We start from the raw sequence: 23,882 nt of genomic DNA, 5'->3' as shown, positions 1-23,882 counted from the left end.
TACGACATGAGCAAGCCCCTGAAGCAGATCCACCTGGCCGCCCACTTCCCCGGCGTCAACAACACCACGGTGTGGAGCGACCCCGAGGCCGGCAGCCACATCGAGTTCAGCTCCTTCGCGCACTTCGCGCGAACCGCCGAGCGCGCCAAGTTCGACTTCCTGTTCCTCGCCGAGGGCCTGAGGCTGCGCGAACAAGGCGGGCAGATCTACGACTTGGACGTCGTCGGCCGCCCTGACACCTTCACCGTCCTCGCCGCGCTCGCCGCCGTCACCGAGCACCTCGGGCTGACCGGCACCATCAACTCCACCTTCAACGAGCCCTACGAGGTGGCCCGCCAGTTCGCCAGCCTCGACCACCTCTCCGGCGGCCGGGCCGCCTGGAACGTGGTCACCTCCTGGGACGCCTTCACCGGCGAGAACTTCCGGCGCGGCGGCTTCCTGCCGCAGCAGGAGCGCTACTCCCGGGCCAAGGAGTTCCTGGCCACGGCGAACGAACTGTTCGACTCCTGGCACGGCGACGAGATCCTCGCCGACCGGGCCACCGGCACCTTCCTGCGCGACGCGAAGGCCGGAGCCTTCGAGCACCGGGGCCGACACTTCGACATCCACGGCCAGTTCAACGTGCCACGCTCGCCCCAGGGCCGCCCGGTGATCTTCCAGGCGGGCGACTCCGAAGAGGGCCGGGAGTTCGCCGCCGCCGGCGCCGACGCCATCTTCAGCCGGCACAGCACCCTCGACGCCGGCCGCGCCTTCTACACCGACGTCAAGTCCCGTCTCGCCAAGTACGGCCGCCGGGCCGACCAGTTGCTGATCCTCCCGGCCGCGACCTTCGTGCTGGGCGACACCGACGCCGAGGCGGAGGACCTGGCCAAGGAGGTACGCCGTAGTCAGGTCAGCGGCGCCACGGCCATCAAACACCTCGAGTTCGTATGGAACCGGGACCTGTCCTCGTACGACCCGGACGGACCGCTGCCCGACATCGATCCGGACGTCGGCGACCACCACATCTCCCAGGGGCGCGCCCAGGTACGCATGTACCGCGACCCGCTGGCCACCGCCCGCGAGTGGCGCGAACTCGCCGCGGCCAACCGGTGGTCCATCCGCGACCTGGTCATCGAGACCGGCAACCGGCAGGCCTTCATCGGCTCACCGGCCACCGTCGCGAAGACCATCAACGACTTCGTCCAGGCCGACGCCGGCGACGGCTTCATCCTCGTCCCGCACATCACCCCCGGCGGTCTCGACCCCTTCGCCGACAAGGTGGTCCCGCTCCTCCAGGAACAGGGCGTCTTCCGCACCGATTACGAGGGCCCCACCCTGCGCGACCACCTCGGCCTGGCTCACCCCGACGAGGCGCGCGACGAGCGGGCGGCATCGTGAAGTTCCTCGCCATCACCCTCATCGTCCACGCCCCGCACCCGGTGACGGGCATACGCAAGTCCACCCAGGACCGCTTCCGCGAGGTGCTCGACAACGCGCTGCTCGCCGAGGAACTCGGCTTCGACGGCTTCGGCGTGGGGGAGCGGCACGAGAGGCCCTTCATCTCCTCCTCGCCGCCCGTCGTCCTCAGCCACATCGCCGCCCTCACCTCCCGGATCCGGCTGTTCACCGCCGTCACCACGCTCAGCCTCCTCGACCCGGTGCGGGCGTACGAGGACTACGCGACCCTGGACCATCTCTCCGGCGGACGCCTGGAGCTGATCATCGGCAAGGGCAACGGGGCCGCCCAGCGGGACCTGTTCCAGGTCACCCCCGAGGACCAGTGGGACCGCAACGCCGAGAGCTACGAGGTGTTCCGCAGGCTCTGGCGTCAGGACAAGGTGACCGCCGAGACCCGCTTCCGCCCGCAGCTCAAGGACGCGGAGGTGTGGCCCCGGCCCCTGCAACAGCCGATCCGGGTCTGGCACGGCAGCGCGACCAGCAAGGAGTCGGTCGACCTGGCCGCCCGCTACGGCGACCCGCTCTTCTCCGCCAACGTCACCAACCCCATCGAGCCCTACGCCGAATTGATCCGTCACTACCGGGAGCGCTGGGAGCACCACGGCCACGATCCGGCCGCCATCGCGGTGGGCGCCGGGACGGCCGGCCTCTACGCGGCCCGCACCTCCCAGGAGGCGCTCGCCGCCTACCGGCCCGTGTTCGAGGGAAACCTGGCGTTCCAGAAACGGCTGGGTCTCGAACCGGTCTTCGCGACCCTGGAGGACTTCGTGGAGCACAGCTCCGCGCTGATCGGCAGCCCCCAGCAGATCACCGAGAAGGTGCACCGCTACCACGAACAGTTCGGGCACACCGTACTGCACCTGCAGGCGGACGCCGGCGGCCTGACGGACCGCCAGCACCGCGACTCCCTCGCCCTCTTCCAGTCGGACATCGCGCCCGTGCTGCGCCGCGAGATCCCCGACCCGCCGTTCCCCTGGGGCCCGGTCCTCGCGCAGCCCGCACCCGCGCCCGTACCCGCCGATCACTGAGGAGCCCTCCACACATGTCCGACATCCCCCTCGGCGTCCTGGACCTGATCCCGATCCCGACCGGCTCCAGCGCCACCGAAGCGCTGCGCAACTCCATCGACCTGGCCCAGCAGGCCGAGAGCTTCGGATACGCCCGGTACTGGGTCGCCGAGCACCACCTCAACCCCGGCGTGGCCGGCACCTCGCCCGCGGTCGTCCTCGCGCTGACCGCCTCCGCCACTTCGACCATCCGGCTCGGCTCCGGCGCCGCCCAACTCGGCCACCGCACCGCCCTGTCCACGGTCGAGGAGTTCGGCCTGATCGACGCCCTGCACCCCGGGCGCCTGGACCTGGGCCTCGGCCGCTCCGGCGGACGGCCGCCCGGCGGGGCGGCCACCCCGCCGCCGACCGCCACCGGGGCCGTCGACGGGTACGCCCCCAACGGCCTGCGCATCCCGCCCCGGTTCTCGTTCGAGCACCTGCTCGGCTCACCGCGCGTGGCACTCCAGCGCAAGCTGCTCCATCTGCCGAACGCCGAGTCGCAGGACTACGGCGAGCAGATCGACGACATCCTGGCGCTGCTGGCGGGCACGTACCGCTCCGCCGCAGGCATCGAGGCCCACGTCGTGCCGGGAGAGGGCGCCGACGTCGAGATCTGGATCCTGGGCAGCAGCGGAGGCGAGAGCGCCGCGGTCGCGGGTCGCAACGGTCTGCGGTTCGCGGCGAACTACCACGTCAGTCCGGCCACGGTGCTCGAAGCGACGGAGGGCTACCGAGCCGCGTTCGAGCCCTCCGACGTCCTGGACAAGCCGTACGTCAGCGTGTCCGCGGACGTCGTGGTCGCCGAGGACGACGAGACCGCCCGCGAACTCGCCACGGGATACGGCCTGTGGGTGCGCAGCATCCGTACGGCCGAGGGCGCGATCCGGTTCCCCACACCGGACGAGGCCCGCGCCCACACGTGGTCCGACACGGACCGGGCACTGGTCCAGGACCGCATCGACACCCAGTTCGTCGGCTCCCCGGGCCGGGTCGCCGACCAACTGGCCCAGCTTCAGGAGGCCACGGGCGCGGACGAACTGCTGATCACCACGATCACCCACGACCACGCGGACCGCGTGCGCTCCTACGAGCTGCTGGCCGAGGAGTGGCGCAAGCGGTGAGGCGGGGAGTCGAGGCGGCGGGAGGCGAGGTGCCGGGGAATCCGACGCGGCGTTGACAGCCGTCGGGATCGGCGCGACGGTGAGGGGTCTGCTGTGGCCCGAGACCGGAGGTCGCCCCGTGGCCGGTTCGTCAGCACCTCGCTCGGACACCGACCTCGTCGAACGCGTACGAGACCTCCAGCCGCTCATCCGCTCGCACGCCCTGCGCACGGAGCAGCAGCGCCGGGTGACGGACGAGGTCGTCGAGGCCCTCACGGGTGCCGGGATCCACCGCATGAACGTCCCACGTCACCACGGGGGTTACCAGTCCTCGCTGCGCACTCAGGTCGACGCCCTGAGCGAGGTCTCCGCCGCGTGCGGGTCGGCCGGGTTCATGGCGTTGATCCAGGCCGGGTGTGCCTTCATCGCGGCCCTGTTCCCCGATGAGGCACAGGATGAGATCTTCACCGGCCCCGACGTACGGGTCGGTGGCACGCTCATCCCGAGCTCGAAAGCCGTCGCGGTGGACGGCGGTTACGTGGTCAGCGGAAACTCGCCCTTCGCGACCGGCTGCCAGGACGCCGACTGGCATCTGCTGACCGCGCTGTCCGACACCGGACAAGGCCCGCCGGAGATGCTGTGGTCGGCGATCCCCATGACCGACCTCAAGGTGCTGGACGACTGGAACGTCTCCGGTCTGGCCGGGAGCGGCAGCAACACCGTCGTCGCCCAGGACGTCCACGTGCCCGCCCATCGGGTGCTGCCGGTGGGGCCGTTGCTGGCGGGCGAATTCGCCTCGGTGCGCAACAGCGCCGACCCCTTCTACCGGATGCCGGTGCTGCTGCTGTTCTGCGCCTGGTCGGCCGCGAACGCGCTCGGCCTGGCCCGGGCGGCTCTGACGGAGTTCGGCGAGCGCATCCACCAGCGGGGCATCACGTACACCGTCTACGAGCGCCAGCACGACGCCCCGCTGACGCATCTCCAGTTCGCCGAGGCCGCGATGAAGGTATCCGCCGCGGAACTGCTCACCGCCGACTTCGTGGGGCTGATCGACTCCAGGGTGGCCGAAGCGGCGCCCTACACGACGCAGGAGCGGGCCCGGATCCGGGCGCAGTGCGGGTATCTGGTGCGGTTGTGCAAGGAGGCCGCCGACCTGATCGGGTCGGCCTCCGGCGCCTCGTCCCTCCAGCGGGAGGTGCCGATCCAGCGGATCGTGCGGGACCTGAACGCCCTGAGCCTGCACTCGTTCGTCAACCCGGCCGCCAACCTGGAGCTTTATGGCAGGGTGCTGTCGGGCCTCGACGCCGGGACACCGTTCCTCTGAAGCACGTCGCCCTCGACCGTCCGATGTGGAACGTAAGGACTCGACCGCAGTGATCACCACGGAAACTGGTGGGAGCACAGTTCGGCGAGACCGAGATCGGCTGGACCTTCGCCCGCGCCCATTGGGGGCGAGGCTATGCGACGGAAGCGGCCCGAGCGGTTCTCCGTTGGGGCTTCGGGCCGCTGGGGCTCAAGCAGATCACCGCCATGATCCATCACGGCGACACCGCCTCGACCGACGTCGCCCGTCGCCTCGGCTTCACACCCCTGCGCGAGGACACGGTCCTCGGCCGCCCCTGCACCGTCCATGCCCTGGCCCAGGAGGACTTCGAGTCCCCCTGAGCCTGTTCTTCACCTGCCGGGAGACGAGTCAGGCCCCTGGGTGCTCAATGGCCGCACGGTCTGCGCCGGCCTACGACTCGACGTCGAGCGGTCGCAGGAAGCGGCGCTCGTAGCGCTTGATGCAGCGGGTGGTACGAGCCAGTTCGATGGCGTCCTGGCACTCCGGGTCGGTCGCGCTGTCCTTGCGGTACTGCTCGTACGCGGCGAAGCCGGGAAAGGAGAAGAGGGCGTAGGCGATGTCGCTGTCGCCCTCGCTCGGCAGGAAGTAGCCGTGGTGTGTCCCGCCGAACCGGTTGACGAGCCCGACCCAGCGGCGGCCGTACTCCTCGAAATCCTCGAGCTTGTCGGCGTCGATCTCGTACTTCAGGTGAATGGTGATCACACCTACATGATGCTGCATGCCGGTTGGGGCTCGAAGACGGCCCCCGAGTCCGAACGGCTCGGTTGCCAAGAGGAGCCGTGTCGGGCACCATCCACGTCATGACTACGCGAAAGGGCCGTCGGCCCTCCGGTCGTTGACCGGCTCGTGGTGGGTGCGCAGCGGCGGTAGCGCCGACGGGAGTCCCACCCTTCTCGACCATGCACGGACCCTTCGGGGCCGTTACGGTTCCGGTCCGTGGCCCGGATTCGGCGATCCGCTCCCTGACACTCGCCCGGACAGTACCGACCTCGTGTTCGTCGGCGGCGGTGACGACGCTCTGCTACGACGTACCCCGGACGGGAACGGGGTCGGTCCACCCACCGGCGTCGAACTCGCCGACCACCTCGAACACCTGCTGCCGGCATCCGCGCCCGACGTGAGCGGCGACGAACTGAGGGGTCTGCACGACCTCCTCGCCACCTGCTCGCCGATCGAGGTCGCCGACGAGCTCAGTGCCGAGGTCCGCCGCCGCGGTCTGCCGTACGACGGCCTGCGCCGACTGGGGCGGCAGCTGGCGGAGCACGGTACCCACCGAGCCCCGGTGAAGATCGGCCTGGTGCTCCTGGGCCTGGGCGGGGACATCCGCGACCGAGAACTGCTGCTTCTGCTCGGCACCTTGGACGAGCTCACCCTGTACGCGGCCATCGCACTGCACCGCTCCCAGCCCGACGGAGACCGGGCCGTCCACGCCCTGGCTCGACAGGTCGCGGGCTGGGGCCGCATCCAGGCGGTCCGAACGCTGCGCGGCACCACCGATCCCGGCATCAAGGCATGGCTGCTGCGCGAGGGCTTCCGCAACGCCGTCATGGACGAGTACCTCGCCCACCTGGCCGCGACCACGGGCGACCTGCACGGCGCGTTGAGCCAACCCCATGTCGACACCGCGCTCCTGGACGGCTGCGGCGGCATCCTGGCCGCGATGGCCGACGGCGAGGGAGGGCCCGCACCCGGCCTGGCCGACTACGCGCACGCCGTCACCGTGCTGCACCGCTACGCCGACCTGGCACTGGCCCGGACGCCCGTCATCGGCATGCTTCGCGACCTGATCAGTATCACCATGTTCTTCCGCCACCCGCCCCGGGAACCGCCCTGGACATCCGTCGACATCGAGTGCCTGACAGCACGCTACGAGGGCCTGCTCCACGAACCCCGGTGGCAGGTACTGGTCCTGGACCACCTCGACGACCCAGGACGCCCTGACTTCCACCTCGCCCTGCGGCCCGCCGAAGTCCTGCACCTGAACCCGACAGCCCGACTCCTGGCACATCTGGAGACCGGACCGTCCCTGCTCGACCCGGCCTGGGGCCACGCGCTGCGCCACAGCCACCACCGGCACGCCGCACACATCCTCGACCTGGCCGAACGACGCCTCGCCGCCACCCCCCGTCCCGAACGCGACCACGCCCTGCTGCTGTTCGCGCATTTCCTGCGACGCCATCCTGAACACGGCTGGCCCCTGCTGCGGGCGGCCCTCACCACCAGCACGCCCGAAGCACGCCGCACCGCGTTGACCACCCTCGCCGGATGGCCCGCAGCCGCTCTCACGCAGGAGGCCGCCGATCACCTGCGCGCTGCCCAGGGCACACGCCCCTGATCGTGATCGCTGGCAACGTCGAGGCTTGCCGGGTCGTGAGCCCCGCATTTTCCTGTGCCGACAGGGGCGGTGCCGCCGGCAGCGCCGAACGGGTGGTCAAGGGGCGCCTGCTCCCACCCTCTCCGCCGCGGCCAGATAGGCCAGCACGGTGGGCCGCCCGTCGTCCTTGCGCGCGGCCACCGCCAGTCGGGAGGGGGAGACGCCGCGGACCGGTACGGCGATCACCTCGTCCCGGACGACCAGCGAAGCGTTGCCGGCCGCGAGCAGCGCCACCCCCTGGCCGTTGGCGACCGCCTCGTGGGTCTCCTCGGCGCTGGCCACCACCCCGCCTATCCGTGGCGCGCGATCACCACGGGAGTCCAAGGCCAACCAGTAGTCCCGCAGCGGACCGGCCTCCGGGGGAAGAGCCAGGAACGGCTCGTCGAGGAGATCGGCGAAGTCCACAGCACCCTCGTGATCGGCTGCGGCCCGTGCCGCCAGGGGATGTCCGTGCGGCAGTGCCACCACGCGTGGTTCCCGGGCCACGACCGCGTACCGGTAGCGTTCGCCGTCCGGGAGCGGCAGCCAGACGAACGCCACATCGCTGGACCCGTCCGCCAGTCCGGCACTGGGGTCGGCCCAGTTGACCTGCCGCAGGACGGGCCGGGCGTCCGGGTGCAGGGAGACCAGCCGGGTGCGGAGGGCGGGCAGCAGTCCGCGGCCCGGGCTGGTGGACATGCCGATGACCAGGGTGTTCCGTTCGGCGGCCTTGGCGTCCTCCACCGCCGCCTCGGCGGCCTGCCAGACGGCCAGTAACTCGCGGGCGTGCGGCAGCAGGGTTTCCCCCGTCGCCGTCAGCCGCACCGCCCTGCGGTCCCGGTGGAACAGACCCGCGCCGAGCTGTTTCTCCAGCATCCGGATCTGCTTGCTGAGCGCGGGCTGGGAGACGAACAGCCGTTCGGCGGCCCGCGTGAAGTTCAGTTCCTCGGCGACCGTGACGAAGTAGCGCAGATCGCGTCCGTGGACGTCCATAACGCATGGCTATCACAGCAGATCTTGGACGTGGTCCCGGATTCCGGCGAAGGATGGGGGCTGTCGGCGGGGTGGTCCCGTACGGCAGGTGATGGGGGAGACGAGAGATGACCGAGAACGGCAAGGTCTGGCTGGTCACCGGCGCGAGCAGCGGCTTCGGGCGGGCCATCGCCGAAGCCGCGGTGGCGGCCGGCGACACGGTGATCGGTACGGCCCGGCGGCCCGAGGGCCTGGCGGACCTGGTCGCCGCGTACCCCGACCGGGTGGAGGCGATCGGCCTCGACGTCACGGACGGCCCGCGGATCGACGAGGTGGCCGCCGACGTCCTGGCTCGCTACGGCCGGATCGACGTGCTGGTGAACAACGCCGGGCGCACACAGGTCGGGGCGTTCGAGGAGACCACCGACGACGAGCTGCGCGACCTGTTCGAGCTGCACGTGTTCGGCCCGGCCCGGCTGACCCGGGCGCTGCTGCCGCAGATGCGGGAGCGAGGCAGCGGATCGATCGTCAACATCAGCAGTTTCGGAGGGCAGTTGTCCTTCGCCGGATTCTCCGCGTACAGCGCGACCAAGGCGGCGCTGGAGCAGCTTTCCGAGGGCTTGGCCGACGAGGTGGCGCCGTTCGGCGTCAAGGTGCTGATCGTGGAGCCCGGTGCCTTCCGCACCAACCTGTTCGGCAAGGGCGCGGCCTACTTCTCCGAGGAGCACCCGGCGTACGCGGAGAAGGTCGGCGCGACCCGGAAGCTGGTGCAGGAGGGCGACGGCACGCAGCCCGGGGACCCGGCGAAGGCCGCGGCGGCGATCCGGCTGGCCCTGGACGCCGAGAACACCCCGTTGCGGCTCGCCCTCGGCGGCGACGCGGTGGACTTCCTCGTCGGGCACCTGGATTCGGTGCGGGCCGAACTCGCCGCGTGGGAGAAGGTCTCCCGGGGGACGGGCTTCGACACGCAGTGACGCGCTCGCGCGGTGCGAAGCAGGGGCAGGGGCAGGGGCAGGGGCAGGGCAGAACCAGAGTCCGGTGCCGCTGCGGAGCAGGACCCGGTTCAGCCTCCGAGGCGCTGGGCGAGGTGGAGCAGGTCTGCCAGGTGCAGGACCCGTCCGTCGAAGCCCGGGAGGGGGACATGGAGCGGCCGGGTCCAGCGGGCGGGGATGGCGTCCAGCCCGTAGTACGCCCCTGCGAGACCTCCGGTCACCGCGGCGACGGTGTCCGTGTCCCCGCCGAGGTCGATCGCCGCGCGCAGGGCGTCCTCGAAGCCGTCGGTGGTGCGCAGGGCCCAGACGGCGGAGCCCAGACAGGGCCAGACGGCACCGTTGAACTCGGTGGCCCGGTCGGGGTGCCAGTCGGGTGCGAGGACGACGGCGTACCGGTCGCGGTGGTCGGGGTGGACGAGGGTCAGGACGTCCGGGAGCGCGGCGAGGGGATCGGCGCCGTCGAGGGTGAGGCGGACGAGTTCGTGGAAGATCGCGCTGCCTTCCCAGGCCGCGCGGTCACCGTGGGTCAGGGCCGCGATGCGACGGGCCGCGTCCATGGTGGCCTCCTGGCCGGCCGCGGCGAAGTGGACCGCGGAGGTCGACGCGCGCATCAACGAGCCGTTTCCCGCCGCTCGTCGGTTGACCTGGAAATGGATCGCGGCGGCGAGGTCCCAGGGCATCCCGTTGGTCAGCACGTCCTCGGTCTGCAAGCCGATGTCCTTCGGCTCCGACGCTGCCCACCGCTGGAAGCGGGCGAAGACGTCCGGCAGATCCAGGCCGCCCCGCCCCAGCAGCGACTCCGCGACCAGGACGGCCATCTGTGTGTCGTCAGTGGCCTCGCCGGGGTCCCAGCCACCGCCTCCGCACATCTCGTTACCGGCACCGGGGGCGGGAGACCGCGCGGAGAACGCTCCCTGCGGGCCGAACTCGAAGGGGGCGCCCAAGGCGTCCCCCACCGCTGACCCGACGACCGCGCCGGCGACCCGCTGCATCCGCTCCATCCGCGCAGGCTATCCGTGCCGCGCCGTTCCGGTTCTCCAGGACCTGGAGGTGCCCGGTGGCGCTGCGGCCGAGGTTGCTGCGCGTCATCGGGGCGGGGGAGTGAACGCGTCCCACGCCTGCGACGTGTTACTGAGAGTGACTGATTGGATGCCTGGTGCGGTATCCCTTTCGTTCGGTCTCTCGGGGAGAGGTACATGGTCCACACCAGGACGTCCAGGTCGTCGGCCCGCGGGCGAAGGGCCGTCGTACGAGCGTTGCCGGGCGCTGTTGCCGTTCGCGGCATCGTTGCGGGTGCGCTGGCCGTACTGTCGGTCGCGACCGGTGTTCCGGTCCACGCGTCGGCGGCCCCGGCTCCGGTGCGGTGGGCCGTGCTCGGCGACTCGTACACGGCAGGAGTTTTCGTCGGCGATCCCAGCCCGCCGTTGGGCGACGCGGGCCGGGACGGCTGCGACCGGACGACGGGCTCGTATCCGAACCTCGTCGAGCGGGGGCTCGCCGCCAGGCCGCCCGCGGGCCGGGAGGTGCGGCGGACCGATGTCAGCTGTGGCGGCGCCACCGTCCTCGAGGTCGCCTCGGCCCGGCAGACTCCCGTCAGCCCCGTGCGGCCTCCCCCGGACGGCTGGCCCGGTCTGGCCCCGCAGGCGGACCGCGCCGAGCTGGGCGCGAACACCGATGTGGTCACGATCGGTGTCGGAGGCAACAGCCTGCCCATCGACAGGCTGTTCACCTCCTGCCTGCTCGCGGGGATCGGCCGGCCGGACGAGGCCACGCCCTGCCGGGACGCCTACGAGGCCGACGGCCCGTTCCTCGACCGCGAATCGATCTACGACAAGTACGACCGGCTCACCCGGGAGTACGCCACCATGCTGCGGAACGTGCGCCAGAAGGCACCCGACGCAAAGATCATCACGGTCGGTTACCCCACGGTCCTTCCCGAGGACCCCAGCGGCTGTGACCGCGAGGACACCACGGAGCTGGCCGTCCGCCTCAAGGGCGTGGGACTGCTGTCGGTCACCCGGGGGGACGTCGTCTGGCTGCACGAAGTGATCACCCACCTCGACGCCGTCATCCGGGCCGTCACCGTGGTGAGCGGTGACGAGTACGTCGACACCGCCACTGCCAGCGAAGGCCACGACGTGTGCCGCCCGCAGGCGAAGAAGTGGGTGGAAGGCGTCTGCGGGCAGGCGGGCTCGTACTGGCCCGACCACCTGGACTTCGGCCCGCTCTCGCTGGAGTGCTCCGACGGGAGGAAGGCCACGTTCGTGCACCCCAACGCCGCCGGTCACGCAGCCATTGCCAGGCAGGTCGAAGCTGCCGTCCGCAAGGCACTGAGCTGACCGGAACAGGTGGTCAGGACGCCTCCCCGACCAGGGCGGCGCGCGCCTCGGAGTCTCCCCGGAGACGCGCGCGTACCAGGCGTGAGCAACCGCTCCGAGCGGGACCGGGCCGTCTCTCGAGCACGGCCCGGGCGCGCCCTAGGGACGGACGTAAGGTCGGGTCATGACCTCCATGTTGTGGCCGTCGGGGTCGTCGAAGTAGGCGCCGCGGCCGCCGAACAGGCGGTTGATCCTGCCGGGTTCGGTGTGGCCGGGGTCGGCGTAGTAGGTCACCCCGACCACCTCCAGGCGGGCGATCACCGTGTCGAACCGCTCGTCCGGTACGAGGAAGGCGTAGTGCTGCGACTGGATCGGCTCGTCCCGCTTCTCGTAGTAGTCGAGCGTCACGCCGTTGCCGAGGTCGACGGGCAGGAACGGGCCGAACGGGGCACCGACCTTCAGGCCCAGAATCGCGGCGATGAACTCGGCGGACAGGCTCCGGTCGCTCGCGTAGACGGCAGTGTGGTTCAACTGGACGCCGGTCGCTGTCGTTCCGGGTTCCTGCGGGTACGGCTGGACATGGGACATCAGTGGTGGGTCTCCGGTCTTGGGACTCGTGTGAAGGAGGCGCCGTACGCGGGCGCCGGGAGCGAAGACGCGAAGAAGGGTGGCGGGGCTCGTGCCCGCCTCGTGCTCAAGCCGAGGCCGGGAACCTCACTCGTGCATGGCCCATGGCCGACCCGGCAGTCACCCGGCCGACTCTAGTGAGCACGGCAGGCCGGGGCAACACCGATCCGGTCGAGCCTGCTCGGGTAGTTTGATCCGCCATGGATGATCTTCACGCCCTGCCCGCCGCCCCGCTCACCGTCGCGGCCGGTCAGGCGGCCTGTGCCGCGTTGGACGTCGCCGCCAACGTCGCCGCTGCCGCGGACCTCGTACGCCGCGCCGCCGACCAGGGCGCCGAACTGCTCGTCCTGCCGGAGCTCTTCCTCACCGGCTACGAACTGCCGGGAATCGTGGCCGACCCCGCGACCTGCACGCTGAGCCCCGCGGACGCCCGGCTGGACCCGTTGGCCACCGCCTGCGCCGAGACCCGCACCGCCGTGGTGGCCGGGGCACCCACCCGCGACTCCGACACCGGCGAACTGCGCATCTCCGCCGTGGTCCTGGACCGTGACGGCCGCTTCGCCGCTCGGTACGACAAGCAGCACGTCACCCCGAGCGAGCGCGCCGCCGGCTTCAAGGCGGGTACTCGTGGTTGCACCATCGCCCTGGACGGCTGGCAGCTCGGACTCGGCATCTGCTGGGACTCCGGCTATCCCGAACACGCCCGGGCCGCCGCGCTTGACGGCTGTCACGCGTACCTGGTCGGCGCGATGTTCGGCCGGGGAAGCGGTGAGCGCCAGCGCGCGACGGTCTTCCCCGCGCGGGCCCTGGACAACACCAGCTATGTGCTGCTCGCCAATCACAGCGGGCCCAGCGGCCCGTACCACGGCTGCGGCGGCAGTGCGATATGGAACCCGGACGGCACGCTGCTCGCCGACGCCGGCACCGCCGAACCCGGTCTGGCCACCGTCAGTCTCCGCCCCGACGTCCTGGCGCGGGCCCGGGCGGAAGAGCCCGTACTGGTCGACCCCTCGCTCACGGCCCCGGCACGCCCCCGCAGCGGCGCCGACGTATGAGACAGGCACGGTGCCCGACATCAGGCCGCGGGACGGTTCGGGGGACTTGCAGTACGACGTCTCCGGCCCCGGGGTGTCGCGACCGTCCAAAGGGCGTTGGCTACGTGGTGTGCTCGACCACCTGGACCCCGGGCGCGAAGTACGCGACGGCGGCGGTGAGGCGGGTTCGGTCCAGCCGCCAGCCTGTCACGGCCCGGGACGCCCGCAGCAGGTCGGCCGACACGGGGGTGAGCGCCTCGCCGATGGAGCGGGCGATGGGTCCCTGTCCGGCCCCGGGCAGCGGCGGGGCGCCCTCGCGCCGGGCGACGCCGACCCACGGGACCACACTGCGCGGCACCGGTTGCTGCCACAGCACCACAGCCGTGATGTCCTGCCACGGCACATGCGCCGTGGTGGCGCGGTAGCGGACGGGGGAGCCGCCGAGGAGTATGCCTGTGGCGTCGACTCTGAACGCGGCCTTCCGGGTCAGTGCTCCTACGGCCATGAGCAGTCCGCCACCGCCGAACAGCAGGAGGCCCACGATCCGCAGGCCCAGCGGCATGTCGAGGGAGGGCACCAGCAGCAGCACACTGAACAGGGCCGCGGTCGCCAGGACCGAGGTCGTCCGGCGGTCGAATCCGTACCGCGCCTCGTACACGGGCGCTTCGCTGTCATGCATGTCGAGATCATGGCTCTGAATCTCGACCGGGACCACCCTGACGAAGTACACGGTTGCCCAAAGGTGTCTCCATGTTCCCGTGCCCACCGGCCGAGTTCGATCGAGGGTCGGCCCGTTAGGGTCGGGGTATGACGTCACCTCTTGTGGACAGTGCCTTTGACTCGCTCCGTCTCGACGCCGTGTCCGATCAGGATGCGCTGCGCCAGGTCTACGAGCTTCCCGGCGACGCGGCTGTGCGCAAGCAGATGACCGAACTCACCGAACAGACGCGGCGGTTGATCGGCTGCTCGTCGCTGGTCCTGGTCGCCAGCGCGGACGCCGAGGGCAACTGTGACGTCTCCCCGCGCGGCGGGCCGCCCGGGTTCGTCGCCGTCCTCGACGCACGGACGCTGGCGATACCGGACGCGACCGGCAACAAGCGGCTGGACACCCTCCAGAACGTCATCGCCACCGGGCGGGCCGGGCTGCTGTTCGTCATCCCCGGGCGCACCACGACGCTCAGGGTGAACGGGCGGGCCTGCGTCTCCACCCGCCCGGAACTGCTGTCGCAGCTGACCGCCGTGGGCAAGCCGCCGGCCAGTGCGCTGGTGCTGGGGATCGAGGAGGTCTACCCGCACTGCCCCAAGTCGCTTCTGCGCAGCGGTGCCTGGAAGCCGGAGCAGTGGCTGCCGGCGGATGCCCAGCCGACCTCGGCCGAGGTGACGCTGGCTCAGCTGCGGAGACCGGAGCTGACGATCGCCGACATCGAGCAGGCGGAGGCGGATTCGCTGAAGTACCGGTACGAGTGACGGCGCGACCGGGACGATTGCCGAGTGCTCGGACCGGCGCCTCCAGGACCGTGCCGCTGTCGGATACCGGGAAGTCCGTGGACCTGCCCGCAGTAGCCCGATGGGAGGCTGACGGCCATCTCGAGTGGTTACGCTCCGTACATAAATGAATTCATGGGGTAATCATGGTCGTGCTCGGTCGTTCTGGCCCGGGCCGCCACGGGACGGGGCCGGCGTGCCCGTCGGCGTGGCGTTCTCCGGCCCTGGGAGTCGCGTGTCCGAGCAGAACGCCGTCGAAGTCGAGACCACCTACGGCAAGATCTCAGGCCTGGAGCAGGGCGGCATCGCCCGCTTCCTGGGCATCCCCTACGCGGCGGCGCCCCTCGGCGACCTGCTGTTCGACGCCCCGCAGCCACCCGAGCCCTGGGCCGGGGTGCGCACCGCTCACACCTACGGCCCTACCGCTCCCAAGCCGCCGCTCGCCGGTCGGCTCGGTGAGATCGTCGCAGACCCGGACCATGAGGGCGACGAGTGGCTGAACCTCAACGTGTGGACCCCCGACCCCCAGGCCTCGGGACTGCCGGTGCTGGTGTGGATCCACGGCGGCGGCTTCACCACCGGATCGTCGGCCGTGCCGACCTACGACGGCGCGACCTTCGCCCGTGACGGCCTGGTGTGCGTGAGCTTCAACTACCGGCTCGGCGTGTACGGCTTCGGCTACCTGCCGGACGCGCCGGCGCCTGCCAACCGCGGTCTGCTCGACCAGGTCGCGGCGCTGCGGTGGGTGCGCGAGAACATCGCCCGCTTCGGCGGCGACCCGGACAACGTCACCGTCGCCGGAGAGTCCGCCGGCGCGATGAGCGTGCTCGCGCTCCTTTCCCGTGACGACGGACTGTTCCACCGGGGCATCGTCCAGAGCGGCAACGGTCACATCGGTCAGACGCCCGCCGACGCGACCAAGGTCCTCGCGGCCGTCGCCGACGAACTCGGCATCGCCCCAACCCTGGAGGCCTTCACCGACGTCGAAACCGAGGAACTGATCAAGGCGCAGGCCACGGTCGGTTCCGACATCAGCCAGAAGCCGGACACCGCGAAGTACGGCGCGAGCACGATGGCCGCCTGCGGGCTGTCCTTCATGCCCGTCGTGGACGGCACCACGCTGCCCAAGCGCCCCATCGACGCGATCGCCGACGGTGTGGGCGATGGCATCCCGCTGCTGATGGGCACCACGACCGAGGAGTTCCGCCTCTTCATCGTCTCCACCGTCCTGGTCGCCTGGAACCTTCCCGCCCTGTACAACGGCCACCTGACTGCCTACGGCGTTCCCGCGGGCTCTTGGGACGAGTACAAGAAGGGCGACACGAACACCTACCCCCGCGACGGATCCTCGGGCGTGGCCAGCGCGCTGTTCACCGACCGGATGTTCCGCATCCCGACCTACCGCGTCGCCGAGACCCGCAGTGCGCGGTCCGGCGCCGCCACCCACCTCTACGAGCTCGGCTGGCGCTCCCCGGTGACGCCCAACAACATCGGGATCAAGCTGGGCGCCTGCCACAGCGTGGACCTGCCGTACGGCTGGGACACCACGGAACTGGCGGAGAGCAAGAAGTTCACCGGCCCCGACCCGTCGAAGCCGCTGGCCCAGGTCCTGCACAAGGCGTGGGCGGACTTCGCCAAGACCGGCGCCGTCTCCTGGGCGGCCTACGACACCGACAAGCGCCCTGTGATGATGTACGCCCACAACAACACCGCGACCCACCAGGTCGTGGAGGATCCGCGCACGAGCGAGCGCACCTGGTGGGACGGCCACCCCGCCACCCGCTGACCTGTTCGTGTCGCACGCACGCCGCCCCGCCGGGCAACCGGCGGGGCGGCGTGCGTGTCCGGGCAGGCGCGCCAGGCGTCAGCGGGTGGCGGCCTCGACGCGGGCGCGGACGACGTCGGCCCCGGCCGGGGTGGCCTCGGCGTTCATGAAGTCGGCGGCGTCGCCGGCGTACGGCAGCCCGTACACCGGGGTACCGGGCTGCGAGCGCCAACTGTCGGCGAGGCCTCCGTAGGCCAGCGTGTCGAAGCCGAGCAGGTCGAGCAGTTCGGTGGCGTGCGCCACCGCCGCCGGGTCGTCGCCCGCGAGGGGCAGCGCGGTGCGGTCCGGCGCTCCCTTCGGTCGGGCCAGCGCGCCCAGGTGGCGGAAGAAGATGTTGTTGAACCCCTTCACCACCTGCGCGTCCGGCAGATGGCCCTGGAGGAGTTGGCTCTCCGTGGTGGAGCCGTCCTTCAGCGCGGGGATCTCGCCGTCCCGCTCCGGGTAGTAGTTGCCGGTGTCGATGACCGTCTTCCCGGCCAGTGGAGCCACCGGGATCTGGTCGAACGCCTTGAGCGGCACGGTCACCACCACCCAGTCGCCCGCCGCGCCGGCCTCCGCCGGGGTTGCCGCGCGGGCCCGCGGGCCGAGCTCCGCGACCAGGTCGCCGAGTGTCTCGGGGCCGCGCGAATTGCTGAGCACCACGTCCAGGCCGGCGTCGACCGCCAGCCGGGCCAGTGTGCCGCCGATGTGTCCACTGCCGATGAGTCCGAGAGTAGCCATGGTTGTCACAACCTCGCGGCACGGCCGTGGATTCCGTCTTCGACCGGGTTCTTTCGGACCAGGGGGCCGTCGACGCGGGCCGCGGTCACGCGACCGGCCCGGTCTTCCCGGCCGAGGCGTCAGGTGAGCTGCGGTGCCACCTCGGCCGCGACCCATTCCATGGCCCGCTCGACACGTTCGGCCGCGAGCGGCAGCCACGGGGTGCAGGCGGTGAGCCCTGCCTCGGCGAGCCGGCCGAGGTCGTCGGCGACGCTCGCCGCCTGGTTGGCGGGCACCGGCGCCGGGTAGCACGGCGCGACGAGCACGGAGGTCAGCAGTCGCAGACGGGTGGTCGCTCCCGCGACGGCCGACAGCAGGACGAGCGGGTCCGTGTCGAGGCCGAAGCCACTGCCCGGTCCGACGGCGACGCGACGACCGACGATCGCCCCGTCGCCACCCTCGACTCCCGCACCGTCGCTGTTCATCCCGGCTGGGATGCGGTGGACCACCTGGTGTGGCGCGGGTCACATGGCGAAGGTGGAACTCGCGCGACGGCATCGGCGAACCACAGGTGTCCACGCGAACGACTTCAGGGGAAGCACATGAACCGAAGAGGCAACGAGTGACGCTCTCGCCGGGCGTCGGTGCCTGGTCCGACGCCCGGGACGACCAGGGGTACGACTCCGACGCCTCGGTCGTGGAGAAGTCCTGGGAGACACCGGACGTGTTCGCCGTGCTGTTCGACCGGTACGCGGACGACATCCACCGCTACGTGGCCAGACGGCTGGGCGTCGACGCGGCCGACGATCTGATGGCCGAGACATTTGTGATCGCGTTCCAGCAGCGCCGCCGCTACGACCTGGCGCAGCCCCAGGCGCGCCCGTGGCTGTACGGCATCGTGACCAATCTCGTAGGCCGTCATCGGCGGGTCGAGGCCCGCAGGCTGCGCGCGCTGTCGCGTGCGGCGTCCCTCGCGGCCGACGGGGGGAACGCGGAGGGCGAGCCCATGGAGGACCGGGTCGCCGAGAAGGACAGTGCCGAACGTGCCGCGCGCGTCCTGGCGGGCGCGCTCGCCGAACTGCCCGCCCGCCACCGTGACGTCCTCCTCCTCGTCGCCTGGGGCGGCCTCGACTACGCGGAGACGGCGCGGTCCCTGGGCATCCCCGTCGGCACCGTGCGCTCACGCCTGCACCGGGCACGGGCCCGACTACGCCGATCCAGCGGCTCCATAGACACCCAGGACGCCCTTCGCGCGGCTGCACCCCACAAGGAGCACGATCATGGATGAACTCACGGGGCTGCCCGAATGGGAAGCCGGCAACGTCCAGCTCGCCTCCGGGGCACGCGCCGCCGCCCGGGCGCGCCTTCTCGACGCGATCGACCAGGAGACGCGTCACGGCGCACGGAGCGGGCTGCCCCGACGCCTGGTGCTGCGCGGCGCCTTCGTCGGTGTGGCCGCTGCCGCCGCGGCAGGCGTCACGGTCGCGCTCACACGGGGCGGTGACGACGCGAGCACGCCGAACCTCACCACGCTCAGCGCGGCCCAGCTCCTGCGCAAGGCCGCCGACACCACGCGGGCCGACCGTGGCCGACTGCCCATCCCGCGTGACGACCAGTACTTCTACACCAGGACGTACACCGAACGGACGTATCGCGACGGAGGCAGAAGACGTACCTGGACGGACGAGAGCTGGATGTCCGTCGACGGATCCAAACCCTCCAGCCGACAGGAGTACGGGAAGGTCCACCACGATCCGCCGCTCGGCCCCCATGAGGTGGCGTGGCCGCCCACCGTCTACTCCGAGCTCGAGAAGCTGCCCGCCGACCCCGACGAACTCCTCGCCCTGTTCCATCGCGACATGCCCGACTCGCCGATGCGGGACATGACGACGTTCAGCGATGTGTGTCTCCTCATGCAGGGACCGCGCGTGATGCCGCCGGGACTTCAGTCCGCCGCCTTCGAGGCGCTCGCCGAGATCCGGGGGGTGCGCATCGACAAGGACGAGGTCGACGTCCTCGGCCGGCCCGGAATCGCCGTGTCCCAGCCGGGCTCCCAGTTCGCCTTCCTCTTCGACCGCGACACCTACGCCTACCTCGGCCTGCGCGTGCGAGGCGGCTTCACCACGAAGGTCGTGGACGGGGAGTGGCGAGAGACCAACGTGTACGACGAGACAAGGAGCCTCCAGCGGATCGCCGTGGTCGACCGCATCGGCCGACGACAGCCGTCCCACTGAGGGGAACATTCGTCCAATCCAGCGGCGGGGGCCGGCGGACACAGTGGACCCGTGGTCGGTTCCGACGGCGGAACCGACCGATTGGGGGAGTGTCATGCGGATCCTCGTCTCCGGCGCCGGCGTCGCCGGTCCGGTGCTGGCGTACTGGCTCACCCGGCACGGCTTCTCGGTCACCGTCGTCGAGCGGGCACCGGCCCTGCGCAGGACCGGCGGTCACGCGGTCGACCTGTTCCGGCCCGCGGTGAACATCTCGGAGAGGATGGGCGTGCTCCCGCGGATCGAGGAGCGGGCCACCGGCACGAACCGGATGACCGTCCACCGGGAGGGCTCACGGCATCCTGTCCGGGCGGACCTCGCCAAGATCTTCGGTGCCACCTCCGACCGGCACCTCGAGATCATGCGCGACGACCTGAGCGAGATCTACTGCGACGCCACCCGCGACGACGTCGAGTACGTGTTCGGCGACTCGATCACCGCCATCTCGCCCGACGGCGAGGTGCGGTTCGAGAACGCCGCGCCACGCCGCTTCGACCTGGTCGTCGGCGCGGACGGGCTGCACTCCGTCGTGCGCCGTCTCGTCTTCGGCGAGGAGTCCCGCGCCGACGTCTTCATCGGGGCCCACTTCGGGGTGCTGACCCTGCCGAACGCCACCGGCCTCGACGGCGAACTCGTCCTCCACGTCGGCGTCGGCCGCACGGCCGGCATGTACGGCGCGCGGCACCTCGGCGAGGCTCGGGCGCTGTTCCTGTTCCGCAGCGAGCGCGAACTCGAACACCACCATCACGACGTGCCCCGGCAGAAGGAGTTGCTGCGCGGCGCGTTCGCCGGTCTGCACGCCGACGTGGACGGCTGGCTCGAGGAACTCGACCGCACCCCGGCGTTCTACTTCGACTCCATCACCCAGCTCCGCATGGACACCTGGTCGAGAGGGAGGGTGACGCTCGTCGGCGACGCGGGCTACTGCCCCGGCCCGGCCGTCGGCGGCAGTACCAGCCTGGCCGTGGTCGGTGCGTACGTCCTCGCCGGAGAGCTGGCCCGGGCGGGCGGCGACCACGAGCGCGCCTTCCCCGCCTACGAGCGCGTGATGACGCCGCACGTGCACGGCAGCCGCGCGGTCGCGCTGGGCGCGGCGAAGACCCTGATCCCCACGTCCCGCCTCGGCGTGTGGGGACTGGCCCAGGGCGCCCGCCTGATCTCCGCCCTGCCCGCCCGCCCCAGCCGCGCCCTCGTTCGGCTCACCACCAGGAGCGCGCGCTTCCACGACTCCGTGAGCGTCGACGACTACCTGCCGTCGCCCGCCGCGGCAGGAGACCGGGGCGGCCTCGCAGGCGACCCCGGCGGCGGCCTCGCGGCGACGTGAGGAGGGCTCGCCGCCCGGCTTCGTACCCTGTGCCCCGAGATGCGTCATTTCAGGCTGGACCGTTTACTGGTCGCACCGACCTTGGGCATCTCCCCTTCGTACTGGAGGAAAAACGTGGCGACTCTTACCGTCTGGAAGTTCGACTCCTTCGATCGCGCCGACAAGGCGGAGGACACTCTGCTCCGCTTGCAGAAGCAGGAACTGATCAAGGTGGTCGACGCCGCCGTCGTCAGCTGGCCCGAGGGAGCGAAGAAGCCCAAGACGAGGCAGCTGCGCAACCTCACCGGCGTAGGCGCCCTGTCGGGCACGTTCTGGGGCATGCTCTTCGGCCTGATCTTCTTCGTGCCGCTGCTGGGCGCCGCGATCGGGGCCGCGGCGGGCGCGCTGGGCGGCAGCCTCGCCGACGTCGGTATCGACGACGACCTCATCGACACCGTGAAGGCCGAGGTGACACCCGGCACCTCCGCCCTCTTCCTGCTCACCCAGGACGCCGTGGTGGACCGGGTGAAGGCGGAGCTGCCGGGCGGCCACGCACAGCTGATCCGCTCCAACCTCAGCGGTGAGCAGGAAGCGAAGCTCCGCGAGGTCTTCGAGGGCTGACCCCGAGTGTGCCGTGCGTCCACGACGAAGGCGGGCTTGTCCCGGGCTCGCCGTGGACGCACACGCATCTACGCACACGCATCTACGTGCAGACACGCAGACATCCACGTGCAGACAGGCGTCATCAGCCTGACGGCCCGCCGCGGTGCCCCTGCCGCCGCCCGCTGTGAAAGGCCCCTCCATGTGTGCCCAGCCCGCCCCCTCCCGCCGCGTCCTCCTGCGCACCACCATGGCCGCCGGCCTGGGCGCCGCGGTCCCCGGCCTGACCCTGGCGGGCTGTGCCGGCCCCCGGCAGACGGAAGCCGCCGCGGCCTCGCCGAGCCCCACCGGAACCGGCCCACGTGCAACGGCAGGCGGCCTGACCTCCAACGGCTACGGCCACACCGACGCCGACTACGCCCGCGTGGGGCTGCAACCCGACCGGATCCAGCAGTGGGAGGACGGCTTTCGCACCGCCGGCCAGAACGACGACCCGAACGTCTTCGAGTGGTGGTACTCCGACTTCACCGGCGACGACGGCACCGTCGTCTCGTTCACCCTGAGCACCCGGCTCGACGACGGATTCGTTCCCGAGCCCGGCGAGGCCGGACGCAAACCCAAGTCCGCCGTCATCGTGACCGACCCCGACGGCACCAGTCACGGCGGAACGCACACGTACGAGTGGAGCGACTTCTCCAGCGCCAAGGACCGCTGCGACGTCCGTCTGGGCCCCTTCACCTTCACCGGCGACCTGAAGACGTACCGCATGAAGGGCCAGTCGGGCGATGTCGGTGTGGACCTGACACTGACCAGCCTCGTACAGCCCTTCCGCCCCGGCACCGGCATCATCTACTTCGGTGACACCGACTACCACTTCGGCTGGCTGTGCGTGGTGCCGTCGGGCACCGCGACCGGCACGGTCACGGTCGACGGGAAGCAGCGCTCCTTCACCGGACACGGCTACCACGACCACAACTGGGGCAACCGCCCCTTCCCCTACGGTGTCGCACACTGGCGTTGGGGCCGCGGCAGCGTCGGCCGGTACGCGGTCATCGGAGCCGACCTCCATCTGCGCAAGGAGTACGACTCGGCCACGGTCCCCGTCTTCCTCGTGGAGGACACCGACTCCGGCAAGCGCGTGGTCGGCGCGTACGGCACCGACACCGTGACAGCCGTCGAGTCCGACCCCGAGCCGCACCCCGAAGCCGCCTACCCCGACGACTACTACAGCAAGGTCCACTGGACCTATCACAGCGGCGACGACAAGGCCGACTTCACCTTCACGGACACCGACCAGCTCATCGTCGCCCGGCAGTACGTCACCAAGCCCACCCAGGCCCAGAAGACCGCCATGGACAAGCTCGGCATCGACGAGATCTGGTACACCCGCTACGCCACCACCAACGACCTCACCCTCGACCTGGCCGACGTGCACGCCTCGGGAACCGGAACAGGAACCCTCGAAGCCGCCCAGTTCGGCCTGGCCGGCGCGCCGCCGAAAACCGGCGGCACCCCTTCGCCTTCCGCCTGACCACCCGTATCCGCGGCCGGGTGGCCGGCCAGCTCACGCGACGACCACGGTACGGACGTCGGTGAACTCGCGGATGCCCTCGACCGACAACTCCCGTCCGTAGCCGCTGCGGCCGATGCCGCCGATCGGCAGCCGCGGGTCGGAGGCCACGACCGCGTTGACGAAGAGGGCGCCCGACCGGATGCGCCGGCCCACCGCGAGCGCGTGCTCGGTGTCACCCCACACGGCACAACCCAGCCCGAACGCGGTGTCGTTGGCCAGCTCGACCGCGTGCTCGTCGTCGCGGGCCCGGACGATCGCGGCCGCCGGCCCGAAGGTCTCCTCGACGAAGGCGGTCATGCCCGGGGTGACATGGTCGAGGACGGTCGGCGCGACGAAGTTGCCGGGGCCCTCCAGCGCCTCCCCGCCGGTGACCAGGGTGGCGCCCTGCGCCACCGTCTCCCGGATCTGGCGCAGCAGTCCGTCCCGCAGGTCCGCCCGGGAGGCGTAGCCGCGGGCCGGCCCCGCCCGCCGGTCCGCCTTCGCACCCAGCGGCCGGGCCGGCCGCGCGGTGATCGACGCGATCTGCCCGCGCGGCCACCCCAGTTCGGTCGCCTGCCCGCGCCGGGCCAGCGCCCACTGGTCATGCGTGGCCTTGGTGATACTGCCCGCCCACCTGGCGGACGAGACCCCCGTCAGCTCCCGCTTGCGCACCGCCCAGGCAGCCGGATCATGCTCCGCCCCCTGCCGTGCCCGGGTCGAGAGATCACACGCGGCCAGCGAGCCGAGGAACACCCCGACCTCGGCCAGCACCGCCGCGTCCGCCCGCGACACCCGCAGCCGGGCCCGGATGGCCACCCCCGTGGGGCCGGGCACCACGCACGACGCCGCCACCTCCCGCACCCCACCCACCCCCCCCCCCGCACCGCACCTGCCCGGTCACCCCGCCCACCGAACCCC

Annotated in this window: 24 protein-coding genes; 16 read left to right on the top strand and 8 right to left on the bottom strand. The window is 71.3% G+C overall.

Going from position 1 to position 23,882, the window contains the following annotated elements; genetic code table 11:
* The first annotated feature begins 6 nt into the window (after positions 1 to 6).
* The 5 genes from ACZ60B_RS20535 (at position 7) to ACZ60B_RS20515 (ending at position 5,254) form a co-directional block, all read left to right on the top strand.
* The gene (locus tag ACZ60B_RS20535; protein ID WP_469388859.1) at positions 7 to 1,380 is read left to right on the top strand and encodes an NtaA/DmoA family FMN-dependent monooxygenase; all 1,374 of its coding nucleotides are present in this window, start codon (positions 7 to 9) and stop codon (positions 1,378 to 1,380) included.
* Positions 1,377 to 2,468, top strand: a complete 1,092-nt coding sequence (locus tag ACZ60B_RS20530; RefSeq protein ID WP_469388858.1) for an LLM class flavin-dependent oxidoreductase — start codon at positions 1,377 to 1,379, stop codon at positions 2,466 to 2,468. Before ACZ60B_RS20535 ends, ACZ60B_RS20530 begins: the two co-directional genes overlap by 4 nt.
* 14 nt (positions 2,469 to 2,482) lie before the next feature.
* Complete coding sequence (locus tag ACZ60B_RS20525) at positions 2,483 to 3,610, top strand: LLM class flavin-dependent oxidoreductase (RefSeq protein ID WP_469388856.1); 1,128 nt, start codon at positions 2,483 to 2,485, stop codon at positions 3,608 to 3,610.
* Between the two features lie 118 nt (positions 3,611 to 3,728).
* Positions 3,729 to 4,913 carry an acyl-CoA dehydrogenase family protein gene (locus tag ACZ60B_RS20520; protein WP_469388854.1) on the top strand — a complete coding sequence of 395 codons (1,185 nt, stop codon included), beginning with the start codon at positions 3,729 to 3,731 and terminating at the stop codon, positions 4,911 to 4,913.
* Between the two features lie 68 nt (positions 4,914 to 4,981).
* Positions 4,982 to 5,254: a GNAT family N-acetyltransferase gene (locus ACZ60B_RS20515; RefSeq protein WP_469388852.1), complete on the top strand. Its 273-nt coding sequence runs from the start codon at positions 4,982 to 4,984 to the stop codon at positions 5,252 to 5,254.
* A 70-nt stretch (positions 5,255 to 5,324) separates the two neighbouring features.
* Here the strand turns inward: ACZ60B_RS20515 and ACZ60B_RS20510 are convergent, their stop codons facing one another.
* Positions 5,325 to 5,636 carry an NIPSNAP family protein gene (locus ACZ60B_RS20510; protein ID WP_469388850.1) on the bottom strand — a complete coding sequence of 104 codons (312 nt, stop codon included), beginning with the start codon at positions 5,634 to 5,636 and terminating at the stop codon, positions 5,325 to 5,327.
* Between the two features lie 289 nt (positions 5,637 to 5,925).
* On the opposite strand from ACZ60B_RS20510, the gene ACZ60B_RS20505 reads away from it, so the two are divergent.
* Positions 5,926 to 7,269: a hypothetical protein gene (locus tag ACZ60B_RS20505; protein WP_469388848.1), complete on the top strand. Its 1,344-nt coding sequence runs from the start codon at positions 5,926 to 5,928 to the stop codon at positions 7,267 to 7,269.
* Positions 7,270 to 7,365: 96 nt separating this feature from the next.
* Here ACZ60B_RS20505 and ACZ60B_RS20500 read toward each other — a convergent pair whose 3' ends face one another.
* On the bottom strand, positions 7,366 to 8,280 hold the full coding sequence (locus ACZ60B_RS20500; protein WP_469388846.1) for a LysR family transcriptional regulator: 915 nt from the start codon (positions 8,278 to 8,280) through the stop codon (positions 7,366 to 7,368).
* 107 nt (positions 8,281 to 8,387) lie between these two features.
* Here ACZ60B_RS20500 and ACZ60B_RS20495 point away from each other — a divergent pair, with 107 nt between their 5' ends.
* Positions 8,388 to 9,233 carry an oxidoreductase gene (locus ACZ60B_RS20495; protein ID WP_469388844.1) on the top strand — a complete coding sequence of 282 codons (846 nt, stop codon included), beginning with the start codon at positions 8,388 to 8,390 and terminating at the stop codon, positions 9,231 to 9,233.
* Positions 9,234 to 9,322: 89 nt separating this feature from the next.
* On the opposite strand, the gene ACZ60B_RS20490 is transcribed toward ACZ60B_RS20495, so the two are convergent.
* Positions 9,323 to 10,252, bottom strand: coding sequence for an ADP-ribosylglycohydrolase family protein (locus ACZ60B_RS20490; RefSeq protein WP_469388842.1), 930 nt, complete (start codon positions 10,250 to 10,252; stop codon positions 9,323 to 9,325).
* A gap of 369 nt (positions 10,253 to 10,621) precedes the next feature.
* On the opposite strand from ACZ60B_RS20490, the gene ACZ60B_RS20485 reads away from it, so the two are divergent.
* Complete coding sequence (locus tag ACZ60B_RS20485) at positions 10,622 to 11,590, top strand: SGNH/GDSL hydrolase family protein (RefSeq protein WP_469388840.1); 969 nt, start codon at positions 10,622 to 10,624, stop codon at positions 11,588 to 11,590.
* A gap of 138 nt (positions 11,591 to 11,728) precedes the next feature.
* On the opposite strand, the gene ACZ60B_RS20480 is transcribed toward ACZ60B_RS20485, so the two are convergent.
* Complete coding sequence (locus ACZ60B_RS20480) at positions 11,729 to 12,157, bottom strand: VOC family protein (RefSeq protein WP_469388838.1); 429 nt, start codon at positions 12,155 to 12,157, stop codon at positions 11,729 to 11,731.
* A gap of 239 nt (positions 12,158 to 12,396) precedes the next feature.
* Here ACZ60B_RS20480 and ACZ60B_RS20475 point away from each other — a divergent pair, with 239 nt between their 5' ends.
* The gene (locus tag ACZ60B_RS20475; RefSeq protein ID WP_469388837.1) at positions 12,397 to 13,251 is read left to right on the top strand and encodes a carbon-nitrogen hydrolase family protein; all 855 of its coding nucleotides are present in this window, start codon (positions 12,397 to 12,399) and stop codon (positions 13,249 to 13,251) included.
* A gap of 100 nt (positions 13,252 to 13,351) precedes the next feature.
* Here ACZ60B_RS20475 and ACZ60B_RS20470 read toward each other — a convergent pair whose 3' ends face one another.
* Positions 13,352 to 13,909, bottom strand: coding sequence for a hypothetical protein (locus ACZ60B_RS20470; protein ID WP_469388835.1), 558 nt, complete (start codon positions 13,907 to 13,909; stop codon positions 13,352 to 13,354).
* Positions 13,910 to 14,037: 128 nt separating this feature from the next.
* On the opposite strand from ACZ60B_RS20470, the gene ACZ60B_RS20465 reads away from it, so the two are divergent.
* The gene (locus ACZ60B_RS20465; protein WP_469388833.1) at positions 14,038 to 14,697 is read left to right on the top strand and encodes an MSMEG_1061 family FMN-dependent PPOX-type flavoprotein; all 660 of its coding nucleotides are present in this window, start codon (positions 14,038 to 14,040) and stop codon (positions 14,695 to 14,697) included.
* A 253-nt stretch (positions 14,698 to 14,950) separates the two neighbouring features.
* Complete coding sequence (locus ACZ60B_RS20460) at positions 14,951 to 16,501, top strand: carboxylesterase/lipase family protein (protein WP_469388832.1); 1,551 nt, start codon at positions 14,951 to 14,953, stop codon at positions 16,499 to 16,501.
* Between the two features lie 78 nt (positions 16,502 to 16,579).
* On the opposite strand, the gene ACZ60B_RS20455 is transcribed toward ACZ60B_RS20460, so the two are convergent.
* Both ACZ60B_RS20455 and ACZ60B_RS20450 read right to left on the bottom strand, forming a co-directional pair.
* Positions 16,580 to 17,260, bottom strand: coding sequence for an NADPH-dependent F420 reductase (locus tag ACZ60B_RS20455; RefSeq protein ID WP_469388830.1), 681 nt, complete (start codon positions 17,258 to 17,260; stop codon positions 16,580 to 16,582).
* Positions 17,261 to 17,379: 119 nt separating this feature from the next.
* Positions 17,380 to 17,724, bottom strand: coding sequence for an LLM class flavin-dependent oxidoreductase (locus tag ACZ60B_RS20450; protein ID WP_469388828.1), 345 nt, complete (start codon positions 17,722 to 17,724; stop codon positions 17,380 to 17,382).
* A gap of 137 nt (positions 17,725 to 17,861) precedes the next feature.
* Between ACZ60B_RS20450 and ACZ60B_RS20445 the strand changes: the two genes are divergently transcribed.
* The 5 genes from ACZ60B_RS20445 (at position 17,862) to ACZ60B_RS20425 (ending at position 22,943) form a co-directional block, all read left to right on the top strand.
* Positions 17,862 to 18,527, top strand: a complete 666-nt coding sequence (locus tag ACZ60B_RS20445; protein WP_469388826.1) for an RNA polymerase sigma factor — start codon at positions 17,862 to 17,864, stop codon at positions 18,525 to 18,527.
* Positions 18,520 to 19,473, top strand: coding sequence for a CU044_5270 family protein (locus tag ACZ60B_RS20440; RefSeq protein ID WP_469388824.1), 954 nt, complete (start codon positions 18,520 to 18,522; stop codon positions 19,471 to 19,473). The genes ACZ60B_RS20445 and ACZ60B_RS20440 overlap by 8 nt, the downstream gene beginning before the upstream one ends.
* A 94-nt stretch (positions 19,474 to 19,567) precedes the next feature.
* Entirely contained in the window at positions 19,568 to 20,833 is a 1,266-nt protein-coding gene (locus ACZ60B_RS20435; RefSeq protein ID WP_469388822.1) for an FAD-dependent monooxygenase, read from the top strand.
* 114 nt (positions 20,834 to 20,947) lie between these two features.
* The gene (locus ACZ60B_RS20430; RefSeq protein ID WP_375983820.1) at positions 20,948 to 21,433 is read left to right on the top strand and encodes a DUF1269 domain-containing protein; all 486 of its coding nucleotides are present in this window, start codon (positions 20,948 to 20,950) and stop codon (positions 21,431 to 21,433) included.
* 181 nt (positions 21,434 to 21,614) lie between these two features.
* Positions 21,615 to 22,943 (top strand): hypothetical protein, encoded by a 1,329-nt coding sequence (locus tag ACZ60B_RS20425; protein ID WP_469388820.1) that lies wholly within the window; start codon positions 21,615 to 21,617, stop codon positions 22,941 to 22,943.
* Between the two features lie 33 nt (positions 22,944 to 22,976).
* Here the strand turns inward: ACZ60B_RS20425 and ACZ60B_RS20420 are convergent, their stop codons facing one another.
* Positions 22,977 to 23,825, bottom strand: coding sequence for an aldehyde dehydrogenase family protein (locus ACZ60B_RS20420; protein ID WP_469388818.1), 849 nt, complete (start codon positions 23,823 to 23,825; stop codon positions 22,977 to 22,979).
* Between the last annotated feature and the right edge of the window lie 57 nt (positions 23,826 to 23,882).

This window comes from Streptomyces sp. NPDC104096 (assembly GCF_055584385.1).
The sequence above is the reverse complement of the archived record's forward strand: the minus strand, read 5'-3'. Positions and strand labels throughout refer to the sequence as shown.

What these genes read in the sequence shown, in the direction of transcription:
- ACZ60B_RS20440 (WP_469388824.1), top strand. Translation starts at nt 18,520, where the DNA reads ATGGATGAACTCACGGGGCTGCCCGAATGGGAAGCCGGCAACGTCCAG.
- ACZ60B_RS20470 (WP_469388835.1), bottom strand. Translation starts at nt 13,909, where the DNA reads ATGCATGACAGCGAAGCGCCCGTGTACGAGGCGCGGTACGGATTCGAC.
- ACZ60B_RS20480 (WP_469388838.1), bottom strand. Translation starts at nt 12,157, where the DNA reads ATGTCCCATGTCCAGCCGTACCCGCAGGAACCCGGAACGACAGCGACC.
- ACZ60B_RS20525 (WP_469388856.1), top strand. Translation starts at nt 2,483, where the DNA reads ATGTCCGACATCCCCCTCGGCGTCCTGGACCTGATCCCGATCCCGACC.
- ACZ60B_RS20425 (WP_469388820.1), top strand. Translation starts at nt 21,615, where the DNA reads ATGTGTGCCCAGCCCGCCCCCTCCCGCCGCGTCCTCCTGCGCACCACC.
- ACZ60B_RS20495 (WP_469388844.1), top strand. Translation starts at nt 8,388, where the DNA reads ATGACCGAGAACGGCAAGGTCTGGCTGGTCACCGGCGCGAGCAGCGGC.
- ACZ60B_RS20475 (WP_469388837.1), top strand. Translation starts at nt 12,397, where the DNA reads ATGGATGATCTTCACGCCCTGCCCGCCGCCCCGCTCACCGTCGCGGCC.
- ACZ60B_RS20465 (WP_469388833.1), top strand. Translation starts at nt 14,038, where the DNA reads ATGACGTCACCTCTTGTGGACAGTGCCTTTGACTCGCTCCGTCTCGAC.
- ACZ60B_RS20500 (WP_469388846.1), bottom strand. Translation starts at nt 8,280, where the DNA reads ATGGACGTCCACGGACGCGATCTGCGCTACTTCGTCACGGTCGCCGAG.
- ACZ60B_RS20455 (WP_469388830.1), bottom strand. Translation starts at nt 17,260, where the DNA reads ATGGCTACTCTCGGACTCATCGGCAGTGGACACATCGGCGGCACACTG.
- ACZ60B_RS20535 (WP_469388859.1), top strand. Translation starts at nt 7, where the DNA reads ATGAGCAAGCCCCTGAAGCAGATCCACCTGGCCGCCCACTTCCCCGGC.
- ACZ60B_RS20450 (WP_469388828.1), bottom strand. Translation starts at nt 17,724, where the DNA reads ATGAACAGCGACGGTGCGGGAGTCGAGGGTGGCGACGGGGCGATCGTC.
- ACZ60B_RS20435 (WP_469388822.1), top strand. Translation starts at nt 19,568, where the DNA reads ATGCGGATCCTCGTCTCCGGCGCCGGCGTCGCCGGTCCGGTGCTGGCG.
- ACZ60B_RS20490 (WP_469388842.1), bottom strand. Translation starts at nt 10,252, where the DNA reads ATGGAGCGGATGCAGCGGGTCGCCGGCGCGGTCGTCGGGTCAGCGGTG.